Annotated in this window: 17 protein-coding genes; 3 read left to right on the top strand and 14 right to left on the bottom strand. The window is 48.5% G+C overall.

From position 1 onward, the window contains the following. Positions 1-152 precede the first annotated feature (152 nt). The 6 genes from OZX72_RS01770 to OZX72_RS01745 form a co-directional block, all read right to left on the bottom strand. Positions 153-1,385: a phosphatase domain-containing protein gene (locus OZX72_RS01770; RefSeq protein WP_277158743.1), complete on the bottom strand. Its 1,233-nt coding sequence runs from the start codon at positions 1,383-1,385 to the stop codon at positions 153-155. A 42-nt stretch (positions 1,386-1,427) separates the two neighbouring features. Further along, entirely contained in the window at positions 1,428-1,901 is a 474-nt protein-coding gene (gene gcvH / locus OZX72_RS01765; protein ID WP_277158742.1) for a glycine cleavage system protein GcvH, read from the bottom strand. A 217-nt stretch (positions 1,902-2,118) separates the two neighbouring features. Further along, positions 2,119-3,651: a L,D-transpeptidase gene (locus OZX72_RS01760; RefSeq protein ID WP_277158741.1), complete on the bottom strand. Its 1,533-nt coding sequence runs from the start codon at positions 3,649-3,651 to the stop codon at positions 2,119-2,121. Positions 3,652-3,833: 182 nt separating this feature from the next. After that, the gene (gene nudC, locus OZX72_RS01755; protein WP_277158740.1) at positions 3,834-4,994 is read right to left on the bottom strand and encodes an NAD(+) diphosphatase; all 1,161 of its coding nucleotides are present in this window, start codon (positions 4,992-4,994) and stop codon (positions 3,834-3,836) included. Positions 4,995-5,583: 589 nt separating this feature from the next. Further along, positions 5,584-6,429: an alpha/beta hydrolase gene (locus OZX72_RS01750; RefSeq protein ID WP_277158739.1), complete on the bottom strand. Its 846-nt coding sequence runs from the start codon at positions 6,427-6,429 to the stop codon at positions 5,584-5,586. Positions 6,430-6,589: 160 nt separating this feature from the next. After that, entirely contained in the window at positions 6,590-7,222 is a 633-nt protein-coding gene (locus OZX72_RS01745; protein ID WP_277158738.1) for an NUDIX hydrolase family protein, read from the bottom strand. Positions 7,223-7,383: 161 nt separating this feature from the next. On the opposite strand from OZX72_RS01745, the gene trxA reads away from it, so the two are divergent. Continuing rightward, complete coding sequence (gene trxA, locus OZX72_RS01740; RefSeq protein ID WP_277158737.1) at positions 7,384-7,734, top strand: thioredoxin; 351 nt, start codon at positions 7,384-7,386, stop codon at positions 7,732-7,734. A gap of 464 nt (positions 7,735-8,198) precedes the next feature. Beyond that, positions 8,199-9,200 carry a G5 domain-containing protein gene (locus tag OZX72_RS01735; RefSeq protein WP_277158736.1) on the top strand — a complete coding sequence of 334 codons (1,002 nt, stop codon included), beginning with the start codon at positions 8,199-8,201 and terminating at the stop codon, positions 9,198-9,200. A 151-nt stretch (positions 9,201-9,351) separates the two neighbouring features. On the opposite strand, the gene galE is transcribed toward OZX72_RS01735, so the two are convergent. From galE to OZX72_RS01700, 7 genes are all read right to left on the bottom strand, one after another. Then, complete coding sequence (galE, locus tag OZX72_RS01730; protein WP_277158735.1) at positions 9,352-10,371, bottom strand: UDP-glucose 4-epimerase GalE; 1,020 nt, start codon at positions 10,369-10,371, stop codon at positions 9,352-9,354. Positions 10,372-10,646: 275 nt separating this feature from the next. Beyond that, positions 10,647-11,861, bottom strand: coding sequence for an acyltransferase (locus OZX72_RS01725; protein ID WP_277158734.1), 1,215 nt, complete (start codon positions 11,859-11,861; stop codon positions 10,647-10,649). Between the two features lie 42 nt (positions 11,862-11,903). Further along, the gene (locus OZX72_RS01720; RefSeq protein WP_277158733.1) at positions 11,904-13,052 is read right to left on the bottom strand and encodes an acyltransferase; all 1,149 of its coding nucleotides are present in this window, start codon (positions 13,050-13,052) and stop codon (positions 11,904-11,906) included. Positions 13,053-13,111: 59 nt separating this feature from the next. Then, the gene (locus OZX72_RS01715; RefSeq protein ID WP_277158732.1) at positions 13,112-13,987 is read right to left on the bottom strand and encodes a decaprenyl-phosphate phosphoribosyltransferase; all 876 of its coding nucleotides are present in this window, start codon (positions 13,985-13,987) and stop codon (positions 13,112-13,114) included. Further along, positions 13,987-15,627 (bottom strand): hypothetical protein, encoded by a 1,641-nt coding sequence (locus OZX72_RS01710; RefSeq protein ID WP_277158731.1) that lies wholly within the window; start codon positions 15,625-15,627, stop codon positions 13,987-13,989. The genes OZX72_RS01715 and OZX72_RS01710 overlap by 1 nt, the downstream gene beginning before the upstream one ends. Positions 15,628-15,784: 157 nt before the next feature. Further along, positions 15,785-17,032 (bottom strand): nucleotide sugar dehydrogenase, encoded by a 1,248-nt coding sequence (locus tag OZX72_RS01705; RefSeq protein ID WP_277158730.1) that lies wholly within the window; start codon positions 17,030-17,032, stop codon positions 15,785-15,787. Between the two features lie 124 nt (positions 17,033-17,156). Next, a complete protein-coding gene (locus tag OZX72_RS01700) occupies positions 17,157-18,140 on the bottom strand; it encodes a glycosyltransferase family 2 protein (protein ID WP_277158729.1) in 984 nt (327 codons plus the stop codon). Between the two features lie 155 nt (positions 18,141-18,295). On the opposite strand from OZX72_RS01700, the gene OZX72_RS01695 reads away from it, so the two are divergent. Beyond that, on the top strand, positions 18,296-19,798 hold the full coding sequence (locus OZX72_RS01695; protein ID WP_277158728.1) for a flippase: 1,503 nt from the start codon (positions 18,296-18,298) through the stop codon (positions 19,796-19,798). 308 nt (positions 19,799-20,106) lie between these two features. On the opposite strand, the gene OZX72_RS01690 is transcribed toward OZX72_RS01695, so the two are convergent. Next, positions 20,107-21,213 carry an acyltransferase gene (locus tag OZX72_RS01690; RefSeq protein ID WP_277158727.1) on the bottom strand — a complete coding sequence of 369 codons (1,107 nt, stop codon included), beginning with the start codon at positions 21,211-21,213 and terminating at the stop codon, positions 20,107-20,109. Positions 21,214-21,236: the final 23 nt, after the last annotated feature.

The following is a 21,236-nucleotide window of genomic DNA, read 5'->3' as shown; positions in this document are numbered from 1 at the left end:
GGTGCCGTAGCGTTCGTTTCGTCTGTCATAGACATCAAGACTATACTCATCGAACGAACAACAATTCACGGCGAAAATCGTGGCAACCATCTGAAAAGATTTGAACTGCAAGAGTCCCTTAATCGATATTCGTCCGATGCTATACCATCCGGCTACTGAATTCCCAACGTATTGCGTAAGTATGGCAACATCGTCTTCATGATATTGGCCCCGGTGGTGCCGGTAAAAACCGGAACGTCGGTGACCGGCATGGGCTGCGTGGCGGTAAGCCCCGCGACCCGTCCCAAAGCGGAGGATTCGCGGGGACTCAGCTCTCGGATGGCGATGGCCAGCACCCGTCCGGGGTATCGCCGCGCGATGGTGGCATAGGTCACCGGATCCTTTTGCCCGTCGTCGCCAATGAGGATGAATTTCATATCCGGGAAATCCTCCATCAGCTGCTCGGCGAACTGAAGTTTGTGCTCGACCCCAGAGGGAACGAAGGTCTTGGGCCGGGGGTCCAAGTCGCGCAGCAGCAGCGGCCCGGCGGGATAGCCCTGCTCGGCGATGAAATTGCGTATCGAACTTTCGACGTTCCACGGAGAGGTCGAGAGATAAAAGAACGGCGCATCCGGCATCATATCAGCCAATCGGGTGAACAACGCGCTCATTCCAGGCACGGTACTGCGCTTCTTGGGATTAAGCAACAGCAGATTGTAGGCCGCCTTCACCGGACTCGGGGCATGGGTAACCATGATGGTGTCGTCGACATCGGTGATGATGCCCACTTTCGCGCCCACAGGCACCACGAAAAGCTCGGAAGTGACTTTCCTACGGCCGGCGACCTGATAGGAGACTACGTGAATGCCTGGCGTATTGCCGCGTTCGGCCACCAAATCGAGGTAGCCGGCACTGTCGGAGACCGCGTATTCCCAACTGGTTTTCCGGGAGGAATCGTAACGATCGTAGACCTCGGAGACCCCGACCTGCACCTGGTTGACCGGCACGCCGTCGATTTCGATTTTGACGCGCACCCCGGCCGCCGGCACCGCGAGCATACCTCGGATGCCGCGCATCAGCTCGCCAGAACGCGAGCCGCCGGGCGCCAATACTGTTCGGCAGACGAGCCTGGAGTAGTCGTCGGTGCCGTAACCCGCGTAGGGCTCGACTTTCGGATACCAGCCCCACCTGCGCACCAGCTTGGTCGAAAATTGTGTCCACGCGCCGAATCCCTGCGTAATCGCCTTGCGACCACCTTGAACCCAGGGCTCGCCGAACCGACAGGTCGCGCTGATAGCTTTCGGCGAATCAAATGAAGTGGAAGCACGGTGTACCTCAATCGGCACTGTCGGCATTTCGTCGGCCTGCGCCGAGTCGACGTGCTGTGTGACGCGTTTGCGTGCCATTTGTTTCCGTTCGTTCAGTGTTGAAGGTGCTTGCTTTACCGATTATTCCGCGCGCTTGACCATCGCGGCATACTGATCCGCGTCCATCAGCTCGGGTTCGTCGTCGTCCATCTCGATCTTCAGAATCCAGCCTTCGCCATACGGGTCGTTGTTGATGACTTGTGGATCGTCGGCGACGGCCTGATTGACATATTTGACGGTACCTTCGACCGGAGAAATAAGGTTTTGTACCGTTTTGGCGCTTTCCATCTCGACGATTTCGTCGCCCGCGCGCACCGGGGTGTCTGGCTCGGGCAAATCGACATAGACAATTTCACCCATCTGCGAGGCCGCGTACTCGGTCAGTCCGATGACGGCCAACCCGTCGGCATCGTCGACCCACACGTGGTCGGCGGAATACTGCAGATGGTCGGGCACGTCCAAGGAGACGGATTTGGAAGCCGCACCAGCCATCCCGGAATCGCGGGTATCGGCCTTGTCGGTCTCGTCAAATTCATTGATATCGTTTTCGTTCATACTGTCAGATTACAGCATCGTCCACTCGTCTGTTTTGCATTGCGCGAAACCCGTCGTTCAGGCCTATCAAGCCACGCTTCAATCCGAGAAAGCCATTGCCGTATCCGGCAACCGTAGAAAATCCGATACGGTAATTCCGTATATAAAATAGGCACTCTGTTTGTCGAAACAAGCAGAGTGCCTAACGATTGAAGATGCCGGATTAAACGACCGGCCTTTAGCGCACCGCACCGCCGGGCTGCGCACCCACAACCTGCACCAGCGTGCCTTGCGGGCAGTTGTCGTAAATCCACTGGGCGTCATTGACGTTCATGTTGACGCAACCGTGCGAGCCATAGGCGGCCGGGTTGCCGGTGGCAATGCCGACCGGGTTCCAATCCGCGGTGTGGAAGCCTTCCCCACCGTTGAAATAGCTGACCCAACGAACGTCAGGCGAGACATAGCCAGGCCCGCGCATGGTCTGCACCGCGTAACGCAGATAGATGACGTAATTGCCCAGATGCGTCTCGTCACCGCCCGACTTGCCAGTGCAGACGAGGAAGGACTTGACTTCCTGGTCGTTTTTGTAGACCGTCGCGGTCTGTGCGGCACGGTCAACGACGATGCGCATCTCGGACTTGGTCTGCTTGACGTCGAATTTGGTGATGTCCGCCGCCTGCTGAATGGTGGCTGGCTGCCCGCTGGTCATGGCGTTGTAGACCTGATTGGCTACCGCATCGCCATCCTTGACCTTGACGCCGTTGACGCCCTTGGTCATCGTGAGCATCACCTTACCGTTGCCGTCGACGATGTCTTGCTGGCTGACCATATCCTGATTGAGCTGCTTGGGCGTTTCACTGTTGACATAGCTGGCGATGGCGTCCTTGTCGATATCGAGGCTGATCTGCCCCTTTTCAAGATCGGTGTTCGGCTTAATCCACGAGGCCAATTGCGCCACCGGCACTTCGAATTGGCTGGCATCGCCGTTGCTGATAACGATCTTGTTGGCCAAAAGCTTGTTCGCCGAATCAGCTGCCGCCGCCGCGGTATTTTCCGAGACGGGGGTATCGATGGTCTTGTAGGCGACCTTGACGGACCGGGTCTCTCCCGGATCGGCGATCAAGGTGTTGATCGACTTCTTGACGCCGCTCATCTCGGGGGCGCGTCCGCCGTGGCCCGCATTGGCCACAAACGTGTTGGAATTGCCGTCAAAAGCCACGCTTGAAGGCACGGCCCGGTCGCTATCGTTCACAAAAGTCTTGGTCAGGTACGTATCGATGGGCAGGTCGTCCGTCTTGGCGACGAGCTTGATGTCGGACTTGGAGAAAGGCACCACACGACCGGCCCCATCGCCCTTGGCGGCCATAAGATTGCGCACCGTCTTATCGACGTTGACGCTCACGCCCAAATCCTTGAAATCGGCAGTCGCTTTTTTGCCTTGACCATCGCTGATGATGATCTTCGAGTTCCGGATTTCATGGTCAACGGTCTGCTTCAACTGCCCGGCATCCTGCCCGGCCACGGCCACATCGCCAAGGTGGACTCCCGGCGCCGCCTTGTCTTTGTAATACCAACGTGCACCAAAGAACGAAGCAACCAACGCGAGAATAAGCACCGCAAATACCGCAGCGGTAATGATAATGGCCAGACGACGCTTCCCATGCTTCTTGGACCGCGAGTGAGCACCGATACCGAGCGCGGCAATATCGGCTTGGCTGAGTTCGCTTGTTAATGCCTCAGGCTCGTTGCCGCTGTTGTTCACGTTGTCCATTACTTCCTCCAGATACCCTTCTCAGCGTACTGAAGTACTAGGCTATCCCAAAGATATGACGTTAAGGTAGTGCAGAAAGCAAGAAACGAAGCCGTTCGCCATATAGCGAAAAAGAAAACGCCTAAACAGATAATATCAATCTATCTAAATATTTTCTATTACAAAAGATAACGGTTTTCGCATTACAGCTTTTGCCCGTACCATTCCTCGATCATGTAGCGCGCGACGGTCGCCTTGCCTGGCTGCTTGATTCGACCGGCGGAAAGGGCATCGGCAAATTCATCTCTGGTAAAGAAGCGGGCGTCCAAGGTTTCGCACCCGTCCACCTTGACATCGCCTCCGAGCGCCCGCGCCTTGAACGCAACCATCAGGGAGGCCGGGAAAGGCCAAGGCTGGGAGCCTAAATACTTCACCTCTCCAAGTGTCAGGCCGGTTTCTTCAGCGGCTTCGCGCTTGACGGCATGCTCCAAGTTTTCACCGGCTTCGACGAATCCTGCACACACTGAATAGAAGGATGGGTCATTCCACTTTTTATTATGCTGCAGCAGCAATCTGCCCTGACCATCGACGATTGAAGTGATTACGGCCGGTTCGATACGCGGGAAAAGCAACGATTTATGCGCCTCACAGCTTTCGTTGCTGCATTGCTGGGCCCATCCGGCCATCGCCGAGCGAACCGGGGAGCCGCACCGCGGGCAATATTTCTGGCTGTTATGCCAGTTGCTCAGGGCGACGGCGGTGGTGGCCTGCCCAGCTTCGCGGGCCGAAGCATGTGGCGCGAAGCCCAAAAGCGAGACCCAATCGAAACGTTGCAACGCCCGCTCAAGCACTTGGTTCTTCAGCAAATCGCCGCCGGCACTCGTCTTTTTGGCAAAACCAGAGACATCCAAGGCCACAACAGATTGAGGATGCTCGCTGCCAACGCCATAGTTGCCAAGGAATATTGGGATGAGACCAAACCTACTTGCTGCTCGGCTTATGACATTGCCACTCGCTGGGTTATTTTCGTTTGCCGAACCTTGGTTCGCAGAGACCTCGTTCGCCTGCGCTTGCGAGCCCACACCATCATTCGATTCTTCTGCAAGCGCACGCAAAACGTACTCTCCTGGCACCTCGGCCAAGCGTATCTTCGCGGTTTCGTAATCAACCCGCGCCGCCTGCCCGTCGGGGACGGCTATGAGCCCGTCGCGCACGAAAACGACTGTGGTTTTCGGCTGTGCCAAGACTTCCGCGATGAGATTCGGATCGGCTCTACGCTCGCTCTGATAGTCGATGTCGCCTTGCGTCAGCGGCAGGAACGGCAGCACCTGAGTCAATGCCAGCGATGAAAACGAAGCAGCCATGTCAACCTCTTTAACTTTGGGGACACATTCATTCCCATGAATTACTTGCGCCATTATATGAAATGCTATAACCGATTAGCCATTATCGCACCACGACAACCGACGCGCTCTCCAGCGTGCACCTTTTCGACGCCTCCGTCAGAAACATGCACCCTGCCACGCCCAACTTGCACCTTTTGCACGCTAGCGTCAGAAACATGCACTTCCTGTGCACTTTTTCGACAAAGTGCACTTTTTCGACGTCACCATCAGAAACATGTACTCTGGCCGCTGTAAAACGCACTTTTACCACAGCAGCGTCCGATAAGTGTGTTTTAACTCAACCAACTTGCACTTTTTGCACGCTAATGTCAGAAACATGTACTTTCGCAACCATAAAGTGCACTTTTCACGCTAGCGTCGCATAAATGCACTTTAGCCCGACTAACCTGCACTTTTTGCACACTAGCGTCAGAAACACGCACTTTCGTAACCATAAAGTGCACTTTTGCCGCGCTAGCCTCAGAAACACGCACTGCAGACCGACTAATTTGCATCTTTTCGACGGTAACGACAGATAGGTGCGCCTGCAGGCCAGCAATAAGCTCGGCTATACCCGTTCGACCAGATCCAGCAGGGCGCTCGCCACAGCGTCAGGATGCTCGACGGCGCTGAAATGGCCGCAGTCCGGGATTGCGGTGAAAGCGACGGAAGTGGAAGTCATGGCATCGGCGATAGGGCGCATCTTGTCAGGCGGGCTCGAAGGGTCGTTCTCTCCGCTGACAATCGCTGCAGGAGCAGTGACGCGCACCAGCTGGTCGGTGGTGTCGACACGGCCGGCGGCCATACGTTCACGCCAGGCAAGTCCTTCCGGGCGCTGGTCATGAATCCAACCGGTCAGCAAATCCTGGAATCGCCGACCTTGCTTCACGCTCGAATCCCCCGCCTGTGGACGCGCGAAATGCATCACCGGCTCGACGGTATTGTCACTTTCGCAGATTTGGGCAATCTTAAGGCGGTTTGCGCGAGCCTCAGAGCTGTCGGCCGATGTAGTGGTGTCGCATAGGGCAAGTCCGGCAACGGTTTCCGGGAACAGCCGCGCAATATCCATCGCGATATAGCCGCCCATCGAAAGGCCCACCCAAATGGCCTTTTCGTGACCGGTGATATGCAGCATCGAAACGTAAGCCTCAGCCACCTTGTCCATCGCCTCGCTATACGCACCATCGTCTGCAATCGCGCCGGTAGCTTGCGCATCGGGAATCGACGAGTCACCGGCACCCGGCGTATCCGGTGCCCAAATCGGGAACGGCACAATCTTGCGTTCACTTCCCAACCGGATCAGACTTGCGGCGCAATCGTCCCACATCCGCGCGTCCACAGGGAACGCGTGCAGCAGAATCAGAGGGATACCTTTCCCAGAACGATAGACCTTATTATTAATGCGAATATTCATGCCGCTCTTTCTGCCAAATCAACAATCCACGAAACAATAGTCACGAGTTTTTTACCAGCGATATCGATAATCCAAACCAACGATTCAGGCCTCAAATCGAGACGCAATGTCATGCACCAACGGCATCACAAGGTCTCATGCAACCCACTAATCCAAGCGATTATTCGCCGACGCCGGCCCAAGAAAGCGCGCGGCGCACGATCTGGCCGTGCCCACCAGACATCTGGGCGATGAACGTATCGAGCTGTTTGCTTTCCACATCGCACCATTCCACGTCAAGCGCCGGGTCGAGCGGCTTGCAATCGCCGGAAATCTGCACTACGTAGCACAACGCGATGGCGTGCTGGCGCGGGTCGTAGAACTCCGAAATACCGGGTGTCGGGAAGAACTCGGCGACCGTAAACGGCTGTAGACTTGCAGGAAGAATCGGCAGGGCGAGGTCGCCCAAATCTTTGGCGATATTGCGCGCGATGGCCTCACGGATAGTCTCATGGAAAAGGATACGACCGGTGATCAGCGTACGTTCCACGGAACCGGTGTCGCGCACGCGCAGAAGCGAACCAACTTCGCTGACACGACCCATGTCATCGGTACGCACCGGAACCACTTCGACATAGACGATGGGTAGTTTGGCGCGCGCTTCGTCGATATCGTGCGGTGAAAGCCAGCCGGGAGGATTGCCATTGCTGCCGCCACGCACAAAGTCCTCGGGGGTAATGCCATCGAATTCGCCGCGATGCCGCCCCGCATCGAAATCGCCCTCGTCGGGCACTTCATCATTCAAGACTGCCATGGTTCCATTATCGGCTCTATGGCTGACGAATGCGCGAGACGAACGGCCTTTTCGTCACTGGCTTAGCAATGTTGGGGTTTGCTGGGAGACTGAATATTACATCGTTCGTGAGGTAAAAGCCTACGGAATGGTGCAACGCACAAGCGGAAGGAGCCATAATCATGGCAACGCAGACTTTGACGGCAAAAAACTTTGAAGAGACCATCACCAACAACGACTTGGTGTTCGTTGACTTCTGGGCCACCTGGTGCGGCCCGTGCAAGGCGTTCGGTCCGGTCTATGAGAAGGCCAGCGAGGCCAACCCCGACATCGTCTTCGGCAAGGTCGACATCGATCAGAACCAGGAGCTTGCCACCGCAGCCGAGATTCAGGCAGTCCCCACGCTGATGATTGCCAAGAAGGGCCAGATCATCTTCAAGCAGGCCGGCGCACTGCGCGCCTCCGACCTCGACGAGGTCATCAAGCAGGCCCGCGCCCTTGATGTCAACGCCAAGGAAGGCGCCAAGGCCTGAGATTCGTGAGTTCGTGAGTTCGTAAGGCTCATAAATCTCACAGGATTGTAAGACTCATAGAACTTAAGGCGAGAACACTTGGGTTTGTTAGATTTCCGCCAACCCGGAACGATTCCCAAACAACGTTCACGTAAAGCGATATGCCGATAGCCGGCAATGTTTGGCTATCGGCATATTCATTATCCCATCGACGCAATAGCAACGTTTAACAGCGCAATGCGCAATTCCTTTTATCAAAAATTGATAGATTCAGCTCGTTTATCTAAGAGTTTTTTCGTGGCACCGCGTTATAATTATGACTGTTTTGTGATGTAGTGATGTACCCGCCGAGGCGGATTGCGAAAGTTGCGGCGTTGCATCCGCGCGTGAGGTACGCTCGAAAGAGACATGAGATGAGAGTTGTACGGTGCGCCTGTTGTTTGACGCATTGAAACTGTAGGACTACTTAGGAGTATTTAAGGCAAATGGCTAAGGCTAACCACCGTAAGCAAACCAAGACCTTGAGGTCGCTGAGCAAACGCCAGTGGACGAAGATCGCGGCCGGCGTAGCAGCGGTTGTGGCATTAGTGGGCGGCAGCGTCATCGCCGTTCATTCCCATGATGCACGTCAGGATTCCCTCAATCGCGTCACGTCGTATTCGGCCACCGATGCCAACGCACTTGGCGTCTCCCGCGGCAGCGACCGTGAAGACCTTCGTGGCGGCAAGGCCGGCGACACCTACGTCACCGTCAAGATCAACGGCAAGAACCGCGCCGTGGTCGGTTCCCACTTCACCGACGTCAAGTCCGTGCTCGATCAGGGAGACATCACTCTCGAGACCGGCGACGTGGTCAACCCAAGTCTTAAGACCAAGGTCAACGAGTCCACGGTTATCAGCATCGAGCGCGCCAACGCAAATCTCGAAACTTCCGACTCCCCTATCGGTTTCAACGTCGTGACCAAGGAGACCTCTGATCTGCCCAAGGGCCAGCAGAAGGTTCAGTCCGAAGGCCAGGCCGGCGTGATGGAAACCACCAGCCTCGTTACCAAGGCCGGCAAGAAGACCATCTCCTCCAACGTATTCACTTCATTCGTGAAGCAGGCTCCTGTCGACAAGGTCATCCTTGTGGGCACTGGCTCCGGCTCTTCCGTTTCCAGCGATGCCGCGAACATCGGCTCCACTGTTCCTGTCGGCGAGATGCAGCAGTGGGCGCATGATTATCTGCTTTCCAACGGCGGCTCGGAAGCCGACTTCACCGCCACTGTTTACATCATCAGCCATGAATCCGGTTGGCGCGTCAACGCGCAGAATCCTTCTGGTGCCTATGGTCTGCCTCAGGCATTGCCCGGCAGCAAGATGGCGAGCGCCGGCGCGGATTGGGCCACCAACTACCAGACACAGCTCAAGTGGTTCTGGGGTTACTGCGCACGCTACGGCGGCGTGCAGGGTGCCTATGCCCACTGGCAAACAGCTCACAGCTACTGAGTTTTATATTAGCGAAGTAGCGTAAATCTTCGAATTGAGGCTTCCGGTTATACGCCGGGAGCCTCAATTGGTATTCGGATACTACTGAAATGAAATGGGCCGTCACTATGTATGAACACAGTAACGGCCCATTTGGCTTAGCTAGAAAACGTCAGTCCTTGCGGAAGCCCTTGGGGTTCTTGGTCTGCCAGTTGAGGGAAGAAGCCGCCATCTCGTCGATGCCCAGCTCGGCCTTCCAACCCAGCTCACGCTCGGCCTTGGAGGAATCCGCATAGCAGGCCGCGATGTCGCCGGGGCGACGGGGCTTGATGACGTACGGAATCTTGTGACCGGCGGCTTTCTCGTAGGCCTTGATGACTTCGAGGACAGAGTAGCCGTGGCCGGTGCCAAGGTTGTAGGTGTAGACGCCCGGCTTCTCAATCTTGTTGATCACCGCGACGTGGCCCTTAGCAAGGTCGACCACGTGGATGTAGTCGCGAACGCCGGTGCCGTCGGGAGTCGGGTAATCGTCGCCGTAGACCTGAACTTCCTTGAGCTCACCCAGCGCCACCTTGGCGATATACGGGGTGAGGTTGGCTGGAATGCCCTTCGGGTCTTCGCCCAGCAGACCGGACTCGTGGGCGCCGACGGGGTTGAAGTAGCGCAGCAGCACGATGGTCCAGGAATCGTCGGCCACGTAGACATCGCGCAAGATCTGCTCCTGGAAAAGCTTGGAGGTGCCGTACGGATTGGTGGTGCCGCCGACGGGGCTTTCCTCGGTGAGCGGCAGGTGCTCGGCAGCGCCGTAGACAGTGGCGGACGAGGAGAAGATGATTTTCTTGACATTGTGGTCACGCATCGCCCTCAGCAGCACCATCGTGCCGGTGAGGTTGTTGTCGTAATATTCAATCGGCTTGGCGACGGACTCGCCCACGGCTTTGAGACCGGCAAAGTGGATGACCCAGTCGACGTCGTTCTCCTCGAAGATGCGGTTCATCAGCTCAACGTCCCGCACATCGCCGTCGTAACGCTTGACCTCCTTGCCGGTGATCGTCTTGACCCGGTCGAGCGCTTCCGGCACGGAATTGACGTAATTGTCCACGCTGATGACGTCGTACCCCTTGTTCAGCAGCTCCACATCGGTGTGCGTGCCGATATATCCGGCTCCCCCGGTAACCAACACAGTTGTCATTTTGTGCTCCTTCAATGTGCCGTAACCTAACAAAACATAACATTAGCACACAAGAGCTACCAAAACCAGTTCGACACAGGTTGCGTTTCTACCCAAATAACAATCGCCTGAGACTCTGATATTGCTTTACGAGCTGTCCAATATCCCACCATCGTCATTTCAAGCCAATTAGAAACTACCTCATACCAAAGATCCAACCTCTATCAGATCAGCACTAGAAGTCTCATATTTATTTTTAACATGGCAAGGGTTGGGATTGTACCTATATAACGGATTCATGCTTCGGATATAGTCTCTTCAACTCTCTTAACCCATGAAAATTGCGTAACCTTTTCTAAAACCCAATTTAGGAAACGATTGGGATTCCGATTGAAGACATGAGAGAAAAGCGACTGTCTGATAAAATCAAATAACAATACAGCAATGTACAGCATGACAGCCATGCCTACACACACGCCGATTCTCCTATAGCCATATCCGAGCTTCAGAGCAGCAAACACTATATTTACCTTAGATGTCAACAGCGCTAATGTAAAAGGATGCAGCAGTACCAAATACACAGGTAACGCACCTGAAGCAAATTTGTTTACAACACGGCTATAGTGGGGCCGATAAACATTAGCAAAAATCAATAAGCCTAAAGCAATCAACATCGACGGAAAACAAACGGGATTGTTGGTCCAACTACGCCAACCTATTAAATGATTTTGCAACTTCACAGAAAGCAGCAGGTGAACAAATTGAGATGCACTACCAAGCAAAAAACCTACACCACAAAAAATAAAAGCCAATCTCTTAGACTGTACAAGACTGGAGAAATACCAGCGAAGACAACTCAACAATACGTATAGATAAATAAAGACAAAAACATTACCATATAATCCATGCGAATAACCATTATGCAAGGTGTCCTGATAAAAAGGAGACAATCCCCACACCAACAAGGATACGATGCAAAGTGCGCAATGTAGCCTTTTTCCCAGACTACGCAACGCAACGGTAATGAAAGGATAAAGCAGCAGGAATAAAATGTAAGCCGCAGGATACCACCACAAATCACTTGAAACCGGAAACAACGTTGAAAGGATATCGTCCAACAAGCGCTCTTTTGGCATAGGCTGCCCGTGCTTTACATATTTCGCTACTTCTAACGCCAGAAATAGCAGCGAATAATACCAGAGCTGTTTTTCGAGCTGCCAGGCTCGAGTTAACGATTTTCTGAAACTCGGTTGTTCCTCACATAAGAACCAAGCGGTAATACCGAAGAACAGACAATCTCCAACCCCTCCCCAACAGGTCAACATCTTGAAAAGAAACATATAGCAAAAACTGTTTGCAAAAGAACCCGAGTTGGGATACGCCTGTACCCCAGACGGGTACGGGAAGTGAATAAAGGCAATCAATAACATGGCCAACAGCCGCAATACCTCGATATTGCTGTTTCTTACACGCTTGTTAGGCGCAGTTTGAGACGTGCCGTGAAGAACCATCCCAGTTCCCTTTCTTCGATGAAATGAGGGTGTGCTGAATACCTATTTATTGTTCGTATATTGCAATATCTTCGTACGTATATTATTCGCTATTCGACTGTCCCAACAGATATCGAACCAGCGTCCCTTATGACGATCTATTGTCACAGTGAACAACAACCTGCGGAAGGAATCTACAACGATTCCAAAGACGAGAATGCAGACAATAATCAATAGGGCTTTTACAACCGAATGCTGCCAACTCCAGATTTTAGTAAAGGGGAACAGATATACCCACAACAAATCGTTGACTGCCGGATGCTGATGAATAAGATAGACCCCGAACATTGTTGAAGCGATCCAGTTAATAAGCCCGTTGCAGAAATGTACGCGCTCAAACAACACAAAGAGACCGAATCCAATCATTAGCGATGGCAACTTGGCATCCAGAAAAATAAACTCCTGCAAACCGCGGAAACGCGGAACAAAATTCGTTATGAACCAGCAGGCCATATATATCAATTCACCGCAAATTATCAGTTCCCAACATTGTCTAACCGAGAAACCATTCATATACCAGCGATAATAAGAAACCAGTACAAACCAGTATATAAAGGCAAACACCGACAACGCTACAAAATCAAGATTGACTTTTGGAATGAGAGTGAATACCCCCCATAGTATCAAAGAAACGACACACAGCAGAGCATGCTTCTTTTGTCCTATCCCATGAAGCGCAGTGACAAGAATGGGTGCAAAAATAACAAAAATCATATAGCTGGTGGCATACCACCATATGTCATGTAAAATAGGGGTGGCAGTCACGAACAGGCCAATTCCTAAATGAATTTTAGTAAATCTTGCCAAAACTTTCAGAGCAACATAAATAGAAAAACTATAAAACAGCACTTCCCTTTCAAGCAACCACGCCCGTTTAAAACCACTTTTTACGGAAGGCTCTTTCCTTCCATCTCCTGCCAAAAACCAAGCAGAAACAGTAAAGAATATAACGTTCCCTATCCATCCCCCGCCGTAGATGAAGACATAGAAAACAAATTTAGAAACTGAGGGAGGCTGATTATGCAACAGCATAAATGTAGGATTTCTCTTCGTCAAATGATGTCCGATAATCATCAGCATTGCCAAGATACGTAACAGTTCCAAACTGGAATTACGACGAGGCTTTGTTCGCCCCACACCTTGTTGTTCCATATTTCTGTCTTTCAATCTCTTCTCTTCATAACAAAGCTTTGACACCGAAGATCGCAAACTCATAAATACAACATGACAGCCATAGCGACCATGTAAATGGCGCAAAGCAATAGCAATACCTTATCGTGTAGCAATACTTCAACAGGATCACCGTCAGATCCCTTTTCAATAGTGAGACTATATTTCAACACAATAAGCAAGACCAAAGGAACTGTAAAAATTACATATTTACCATGATACCGAGAGGCTGTACCCGCATCGATACTCCACAATGAGTAAAACGCTATGGCCAACGTCATACACATATTCATGCTTTTATCCAAAAATCCTACCGTATAGTATTTAAGAACAGCACGCGTTTCCCTGTCACGTTTTTGATTGGATTGCAGGCTTTGCTGCAGTTCATTTCTTCGTTTGCCAAATGCAAAATAAAAAGAGAGCGAGATAACTGCCAAATATAGCCAATTCGAAATAGTGATGTCAGAAATCATGGCACCATAGACCACTCGGATAATGAATCCTGCCACGAGTATGGCGACATCGAGTAACGGAATATTTTTCAAGCCAAAGCTATATCCAATATTAAGGATCAAGTAAAGCAGCAATACGGCAGTGGAAACAACATGAAGTACAAAACCGTTCATGACCATGGACAGCAAGAACAACACTATAGCTAATATCCATGCGCTGCGGATGCTGACCGACCCATTTGCTATAGGACGATTTCGTTTCGTGGGATGTCGACGATCTTTATCACAATCACGAATATCGTTGATGATGTAAACAACAGAAGAAATCAAACAGAATGAAGCAAACCCGATAATATCAGCAATGAATTTACGGGTGTTAAAGAACTCTCCGCTGCAAACTAGCGCCGCAAAGATCAACAGATTTTTTAGATAATGCTGCACGCGCATCAATTTCAAATATTTCATCAGTAGAACCTCAGTAACGGATAATAATGAACTGCGAAAGCAACCATCCTAGATATCCCTGGAATATTGCATATCAACAAAACAGCAAAGCAACAACTCGCTACTGCTGGAACGATAAATTGTAATCCGATAACATCTTGTAATTGAATCACCAATTTGAAAAGCAAAATAGCGTAAGCCCATCCAAAATACAGGCTATAAAGAATAAGACCATTCTCCTGTGTTCCCCAACCAAGAATAAACAATATGAAGAATGAGAACACAACCCAAAACGCAGAAAGCTGGCAAATTCTATCTTTACGGTTAAGAACAGCACTTAACACAGTAAGTAGCAGTAAAGCGATACCTATTAATGACAAACTTTGTACATTAACAAGCTGCAAAGCAGAATGGCGAGCATAATTAACTCCTACCTCAGTGGATGGAGCAATGAATATATCTCGTACAAAAGAAATGAACTGTAAAGCCTTGACTTTCCAAGAAACCGCTTTTCCGCTAAAACGGCTCAATCTTAATATCGATGATTTAAGATGAATAAAAATATCGGTTCGTCCAAACAAAAGCATGACAAGGATAAAGCCGGCACCAATCGCACATGCTCGTCGAAGCCAAACGACGACTTCCGTCTTCTTTCCCTCCTTTTTTACAGCAAACGGCAACAATATCAGACTGGTCAACAAAGTCCCCGCTGCACCATACAAAGGAAGAGGATCAAGATATTTAGCGCTACACAATGTATATATACAGATAATAAGCCAGAAATATACTATGATATATTGCTCCATGGTGACACTAAACAATAACTGGGAATACGTAACACATAAAAGCAATACAAAAAATACGCGATTGTAAGGCTTAAGATTCAAAGTCTTGCCAAGAAGAAAATCAGCAAATATCAACATCGCCAATTGTACGATATTTTCAAGAATCGCTCTAAAAACCAATTTATTTCCCAAAATACAACTCAGGAAATAAGGTAAAGCACAAAAAGGAGTGGCGAACACTGCAAACAACGGTTGCCGCATATCATTCTCAGGATGGGCCAGATTCAAATACACATTGCTACGAACCAATATCCCCGAATCACTGGTGTATATCACATTGGGGAATGAATACCCGCCTCCTGGATTGTAAAATGCATCTGTTCTCAAAAAAAGACAGATACAAAACACGCTAAAACAGAGGAACACGACACCATAAGACACCAATTCATATACTGGCATTCCCTGGAAAGTTTTCAACTTTTTAAAGTTTTCCCCTGAATAAGCAAACAGCGAAAGAATCACAACATAAATGAATGCCACCGCCATAAGCGCGCAAATCGCGACCGGGATGATGAAAAGTTGGGGATTAAGGTGCTTCAACCTTTGAGTTGAAGACACCTTATAAACCACCAACAGATAGAGATTTTGGTATCCATACCAGCAATACCCCAATGCTGAAAGAAATGAAAATACCTTCAACATTGCATTACCCTGATGGACCAGTTGCTTAAAACCCGGAATATAACCGGCAACCAATATGGCAATAACAATTGCCACTGGAATGCCCGCCAAGTATGCCTTTGACCGAGACATATTTAGCAACAAATAAGCCGCTAATGAAATTGGCAAGAACCAATTGGCCTTTAACCTTGACATAGAAAACTGAAGTCTAGGGCCCTTTTGTATTGTTTCCAAGTTTTCTCACATCATTTCCAAGAAATAAATATTTTATAATTTTTGGAAGATGTGAAAATGATTTCCGCACCTTTCCAGCGTAATACCTTCAAGTATTCCATTAAAGCAATCGACGGAATTAGGCTACATCTTTTTGAAGGTCACGCGTATAAACTTTATTCGAGGCATCGCTTAACTCAGTATTCCAACGATTAGCCAGAATGAGATTGCACCGCTTTTTGAAGTCATCCAGATCATGAGTGACCTCGCTGCCAAAGAAATCAGGCGCATCAAGCGTAGGCTCATAAACAAGCACCGTGATGCCTTTTGCTTTGATCCGTTTCATGACTCCCTGAATCGAAGACTGACGGAAATTATCAGATCCGCGTTTCATAGTTAACCGATAAACACCAATAACCGGATTATCAATGCCTTCAACAAGTCTCAAAGCTTCTTCGGCGATGAAGTCCTTGCGAGTTCTATTGGACTCGACAATAGCCGCGATGAGGTTCTGAGGAACTTCATTGTAGTTAGCAAGCAGCTGTTTACTGTCTTTTGGCAAGCAATAGCCGCCATAGCCAAAACTGGGATCATTGTAGTGCGAACCAATACGAGGATCCATGCCGACCCCATCAATGATGGCCGAAGTATCGAGACCCCGGACCTCTGCATATGTATCCAACTCATTGAAATATGCAACACGCAATGCAAGATAAGTATTTGCGAACAGTTTGATGGCCTCAGCTTCTGTGCAGCCTACAATCAGTTGTTGGATACCGGTAGAACCATCCCGATTGGTCCGAGTATGTTCTTCAGGAGCGGCACCTTCGTCAAGCAAGTGTGCAAACTTCCTCGCTGCCGCTACGGCTTCAGTATCATCTTGAGGAGCACCAACTACAATTCGCGTGGGATGCAAATTATCATACAAGGCTGTACTCTCGCGCAAAAATTCCGGGGAAAAGATAATATGGTCATCGTTGAATTCTTTTCTGACACCATTTGTATAACCGACCGGCACCGTTGATTTCACCACGATCCAACCAGTTTTGTTTACCTTACGTACCGCCCGAATCGCGTCTTCGACACTTGACGTATCAAAATAGTTCTTTTTGGGATCGTAGTTGGTCGGGGTTGCAATAACTACGAATTCCGCACCAGCATAAGCCTCTTCCATATCCAGAGTCGCCGTAAAGCTCAGAGGCCTTTCACCTGAAGCATTCTTATCAAGGAAACTAGTAATTTCCTTGTCAACAATCGGACTAGTATTCTTATTAAGTAATTGAACTTTTTCGGGGATGATATCGACAGCGAACACCTCATTATGTTGTGCGAGCAACACCGCGACCGATAAACCCACATATCCGGTTCCAGCAACAGCAATCTTCATGTCTACCTTCTCCTTATTAGGCTTCAGCTTGATTGTAGCTAACGGCTAAGAAAAAAGACAATAATACAAATCCTGTTGGTTTCTTTAAACGTTCAAAACGTCTTTTAAGCGAACGCCATATAAGTCATCTCATCAGCAATACCATAGGCTTATACAAGCCATGGGCACTCAACTTTGTCAAAAAGATTTTTACTCTGTTTTTCCAAGATAGTTTGCGCATAGGTATTTTTATTAAAGCTTTATAGAGACTGCTTCGAGAAATAACTGTGGAATCGGTGTGTTTGGCCCGCATCTGATTTCTAATCTCTTCCCGAATTGCATAGACAGCAAAACTCACATAATGGTTCAGATATTGATCACCCATGTGCCACTGAGCAATAACTTCTCGGGCCAATTGAACAGCTTTGATATCATCCGAAAACTTATTGGCGACATAACTTGATCTAATGGACCCAGGCCTATGCGAATAATAACAATAATACGTTCCAGTGATGGCCACGCAGCGCCCTATGTTTCGATACATATTCCAACTAAAAACCGCATCCTGTCCAGCTCGCATATTCGGGAATTCAATTCCTTCGCTTAACAGATAGCTTCGCCTGATAACTTTATTCCAAACAGCGTTCGCACTGATATTGGCACAAACTTGTATGAACAATTCGGCGCGAAACTCTTTCTGATTTCGTGAGGCCATCTCTTCAGGTAAGGCATAACTGGTTTCAGAACAGCTATCCATATCCTTCTGAATGTAGCCAAAGAACAACAAGTCTGCTTCATTGCGATCAAGCAATGGTAAACCTTTGATAAATGGATCGCCGACAAGTTCGTCATCAGGATCCATAAAATAGACATACTCTCCCCGACAAACACGTAATCCACAATTCCTAGCATGTCCAGCGCCCGCATTTTTTGTAGTAATCATCCGAAAGCGGGAATCTAATTGTAGACTTTCAAAAGCTTCTTTAGTTTTGTCTGTCGAACCATCATTTACGAAAATAACTTCATAATTCTGAAATTCCAAGCGCAAAATGGAATTTACACAACGTGCAATATATTGTTCAACGTTATAAGTAGGAAGAACTATACTCAATTTTGGTTTCATTGCCATCCGTCCTCTTGATATGACATCTGTCAACACCGAACACACAATTCGGCATCACATCTTTCTTCCTTGTTTAAGCTACTACAAAAGGCAGAAAAGCTGATTTTGCCTCATACCTAGCTATTCGTAACACGCGGATATCCTTTATTCGGATTAAGCTGATGACACCAGTAAAAAGAGGAGTGCTGACTAATTTGACAACAAAAAAAACACCTCGTATCCGATCGGTGAAATTTAATGTCGTGATGAACATGATTGTCGTCACTTCTTCTTTTCTTTTTCCTCTGATTACTGTACCGTACGTTTCTCGCGTCCTATCGCCGACCGGTATGGGAGCAGTAAGCTGGGCACAGAGTATATTAAGCTATTTCTCCTTAGTCGCTCTCCTGGGCATACCGTCGTATGGAATCAGAGAATGCGCAAAGGTTCGAAATGACCCTGAACAGTTAAGTCAGCTTGTTCAAGAACTTCTTACGATTTTATTGTTTTCAACTATCATTGTCTATGCAGCATTTATTATCGCAATTTTTTGTATTCCTCGAATGCGCCAAGATATGCCAACTATGCTCATCTTCAGCATAACCATCTGGCTTTCCGCCTGCGGCGTCGAATGGTTTTACCAGGCCATCGAGCAATATGCGTATATTACCGTCAGAAACCTAATTATGAAAGCCATCAGTCTAGTATTGATGTTTCTGCTTATCCACTCTGCAACAGACTATCGCGCCTATGCAGTCATTCTTGTTATCGGTTCATACGGATCCAATCTCGTCAACGTTTGGAGACTCCGTAAATTTGTCACTTTCAAGATGAATCGGAAGCTCAATCTACGTAAACATTTCAAACCAATGCTTTCATTCGCCGTCTCGAAAATTGCGTCAGGACTATATGCACAAATGGATATTGTCCTTGTCGGCTTCACATGCACGAACGTTGCGGTTGGCCTTTACCAACTTGTAGTAAAAATCAAGGGGCTTTGCGTTGGAGCCGTCAATTCGGTCAGTGATGTTATGCTTCCACGTCTTTCCTATTATAAATCAAATACTGATGGAGAAAAGCTAAAAGACTTAGTGGCAAAAAACCTGAACTTTCTAACGATTTTAGGTTTATCGCTAATGTCAATTATAGCTGTATGCGCTCAGCCAATAGTATTACTAATCGCAGGGACACAGTATGCACGTGCGACACCTGCCTTAATGGCGATCACACCAGTGATACTTTTCTCCGCTCTAAATTCTTTTCTTTCTCAGCTCCTAATTATTCAAGGACAGGAAAAAACTTACGCTTCAATCAACCTCCTCGGATTGATATGCAGCATCATAGTAGGTCTCTTGCTAATTCCTAGGTTTAATATCATGGGAGCTGCACTCAGCATCACGACCTCTGAACTGCTGACGCTTATCATACGAATAATAACAACAAAGGACATGCTTTTCGAAGTTCATTCAAAATTCGACATCGGGAAAATTTTCTTCGCCACGTTATTTTCTTTCGCTGCACTAGTCATCATTCACATCTTCGTAAGGCAATGTAGTAACATCGTTCAACTCATCCTGTGCACAACGACATATTTATGCGTTGATCTATTTATTCTCATCATCACCAAGGAAAAATTCATCACAAATACATTAGAACACGCTAAAAGCCGTCATTCCTGCTTTTAATGTTTGTTCTACGAGTCAATAGACACATCTGAGATGTTATTGTACCCAAAATTTACGTCAACCAATTCTTCGTTCTTAAAGTACGGTCCAATCTTTGATAACACTTGGAGACCTGCCACTTTGTAGATCAGTTCTTAAAGTCGAACGTACTCTTTTCCACGTGCGGTTTTCAAATCCGCCAAAATTCCTGCATACGTAATTTACACTATGCACGACCTACGGATAGAAAAATCGGAAATAGTCAAAGCCTTTTCATAAAACTCCACTACATTTTACATTCCGAATACTTCCATTCCCTATATATGAATTCATTTCATCAACAGCAGCCATTTTCTAAATAGTGGAATATAAGAAAGAACCCATACCGATACGAGAGATCCCAAATAACAAACAAAAACAAGCACGACAAAAAGAAAATATCCTGTATCGAGGCCAAACCAAGAATGAGCCATTGAAGATAGAGCTCGGAAAATCCAAAAATGCAGCATATAAACCCCAAAAGAAAGTTTTGAGACCCTTGCAAGGCAATAAGAGAGACGCGGTAATCCTGTCAAAAGCCCATTCAATTTATGCAATGCAAGAAACAGAAAAGTGGAACATACTATCACAAGAACATTGGTATAGAAAAAAGACTCATCCACTCTACGGCTCCGAGCCCATAGATGGAAAAGCAGCAAAGCGAAAAAGGAGAAGACAAAACCGGTCAAACACCATGGAGTCGAAAGTCTCTTATCAAGCTGCGATGAAAAATGTTGAATTCCAAAGCCAATAAGCAAATACAACATCCACACCGAACCACCCCAGGCATTTACTCCAAAAATATTCATTTCGAGAACACTAGAAAGTCCACTTCTCCCGCTCATTATCATTCTGACATAATTAGTAGTTGGTATTAGCGTACCTGTCAGCAACAAGCAACCCATCAATATATAGAGATATGCATGGCTCTTCATTGCGAGAAAGTGATGTAAAAGATAAGAAGTAAGAGGAATCCCGAGATACAACCCAAAAATCATTGGCAAAAACCAGAATGGGCCTTTAGGCACTTGCAAAAACAGTGCGATCTTAAGATAATATCGCGCCGGTTCAGTGGAATCAAATATCCGATCAAGTATATACCAGATAACATTCCACAACTCCAAACAAATGAACATTGGCAGGAGATTACGCTGAATGAATCGCAATAGATAATCAGAATTATAATCACGATCAACCATAAGATATCCAGTAAGAATAACAAATAGTGGAACTCCCAGTGATCCTATTTCCTGAAATACAGCCAACTGTGGGATTGGCACAGTAGAGGGAGCGATGTGTACCACTATGACGGACAATATCGCCACCACTCGTATACAGTCAAGTGCAGCATCGCGCTTTTGAACAATCAACTTTCCCTCACCTTTAGTCGTATCCAACACCCAACATTGTCAGGAATAAA

The organism is Bifidobacterium sp. ESL0769 (genome assembly GCF_029395495.1).
GTDB lineage: Bacteria > Actinomycetota > Actinomycetes > Actinomycetales > Bifidobacteriaceae > Bifidobacterium.
This window is presented reverse-complemented; position numbering and strand designations above follow the sequence as displayed.

Bases quoted from the DNA above. Each gene is read 5' to 3' on its own strand.
- OZX72_RS01715 (WP_277158732.1), bottom strand. From the start codon at position 13,987: ATGAAATATTTGAAATTGATGCGCGTGCAGCATTATCTAAAAAATCTG.
- OZX72_RS01750 (WP_277158739.1), bottom strand. From the start codon at position 6,429: ATGAATATTCGCATTAATAATAAGGTCTATCGTTCTGGGAAAGGTATC.
- OZX72_RS01735 (WP_277158736.1), top strand. From the start codon at position 8,199: ATGGCTAAGGCTAACCACCGTAAGCAAACCAAGACCTTGAGGTCGCTG.
- OZX72_RS01710 (WP_277158731.1), bottom strand. From the start codon at position 15,627: ATGTCAAGGTTAAAGGCCAATTGGTTCTTGCCAATTTCATTAGCGGCT.
- nudC (WP_277158740.1), bottom strand. From the start codon at position 4,994: ATGGCTGCTTCGTTTTCATCGCTGGCATTGACTCAGGTGCTGCCGTTC.
- OZX72_RS01725 (WP_277158734.1), bottom strand. From the start codon at position 11,861: ATGGTTCTTCACGGCACGTCTCAAACTGCGCCTAACAAGCGTGTAAGA.
- OZX72_RS01745 (WP_277158738.1), bottom strand. From the start codon at position 7,222: ATGGCAGTCTTGAATGATGAAGTGCCCGACGAGGGCGATTTCGATGCG.
- OZX72_RS01760 (WP_277158741.1), bottom strand. From the start codon at position 3,651: ATGGACAACGTGAACAACAGCGGCAACGAGCCTGAGGCATTAACAAGC.
- OZX72_RS01705 (WP_277158730.1), bottom strand. From the start codon at position 17,032: ATGAAGATTGCTGTTGCTGGAACCGGATATGTGGGTTTATCGGTCGCG.
- trxA (WP_277158737.1), top strand. From the start codon at position 7,384: ATGGCAACGCAGACTTTGACGGCAAAAAACTTTGAAGAGACCATCACC.
- OZX72_RS01720 (WP_277158733.1), bottom strand. From the start codon at position 13,052: ATGGAACAACAAGGTGTGGGGCGAACAAAGCCTCGTCGTAATTCCAGT.
- gcvH (WP_277158742.1), bottom strand. From the start codon at position 1,901: ATGAACGAAAACGATATCAATGAATTTGACGAGACCGACAAGGCCGAT.
- galE (WP_277158735.1), bottom strand. From the start codon at position 10,371: ATGACAACTGTGTTGGTTACCGGGGGAGCCGGATATATCGGCACGCAC.
- OZX72_RS01770 (WP_277158743.1), bottom strand. From the start codon at position 1,385: ATGGCACGCAAACGCGTCACACAGCACGTCGACTCGGCGCAGGCCGAC.
- OZX72_RS01700 (WP_277158729.1), bottom strand. From the start codon at position 18,140: ATGGCAATGAAACCAAAATTGAGTATAGTTCTTCCTACTTATAACGTT.
- OZX72_RS01695 (WP_277158728.1), top strand. From the start codon at position 18,296: ATGACACCAGTAAAAAGAGGAGTGCTGACTAATTTGACAACAAAAAAA.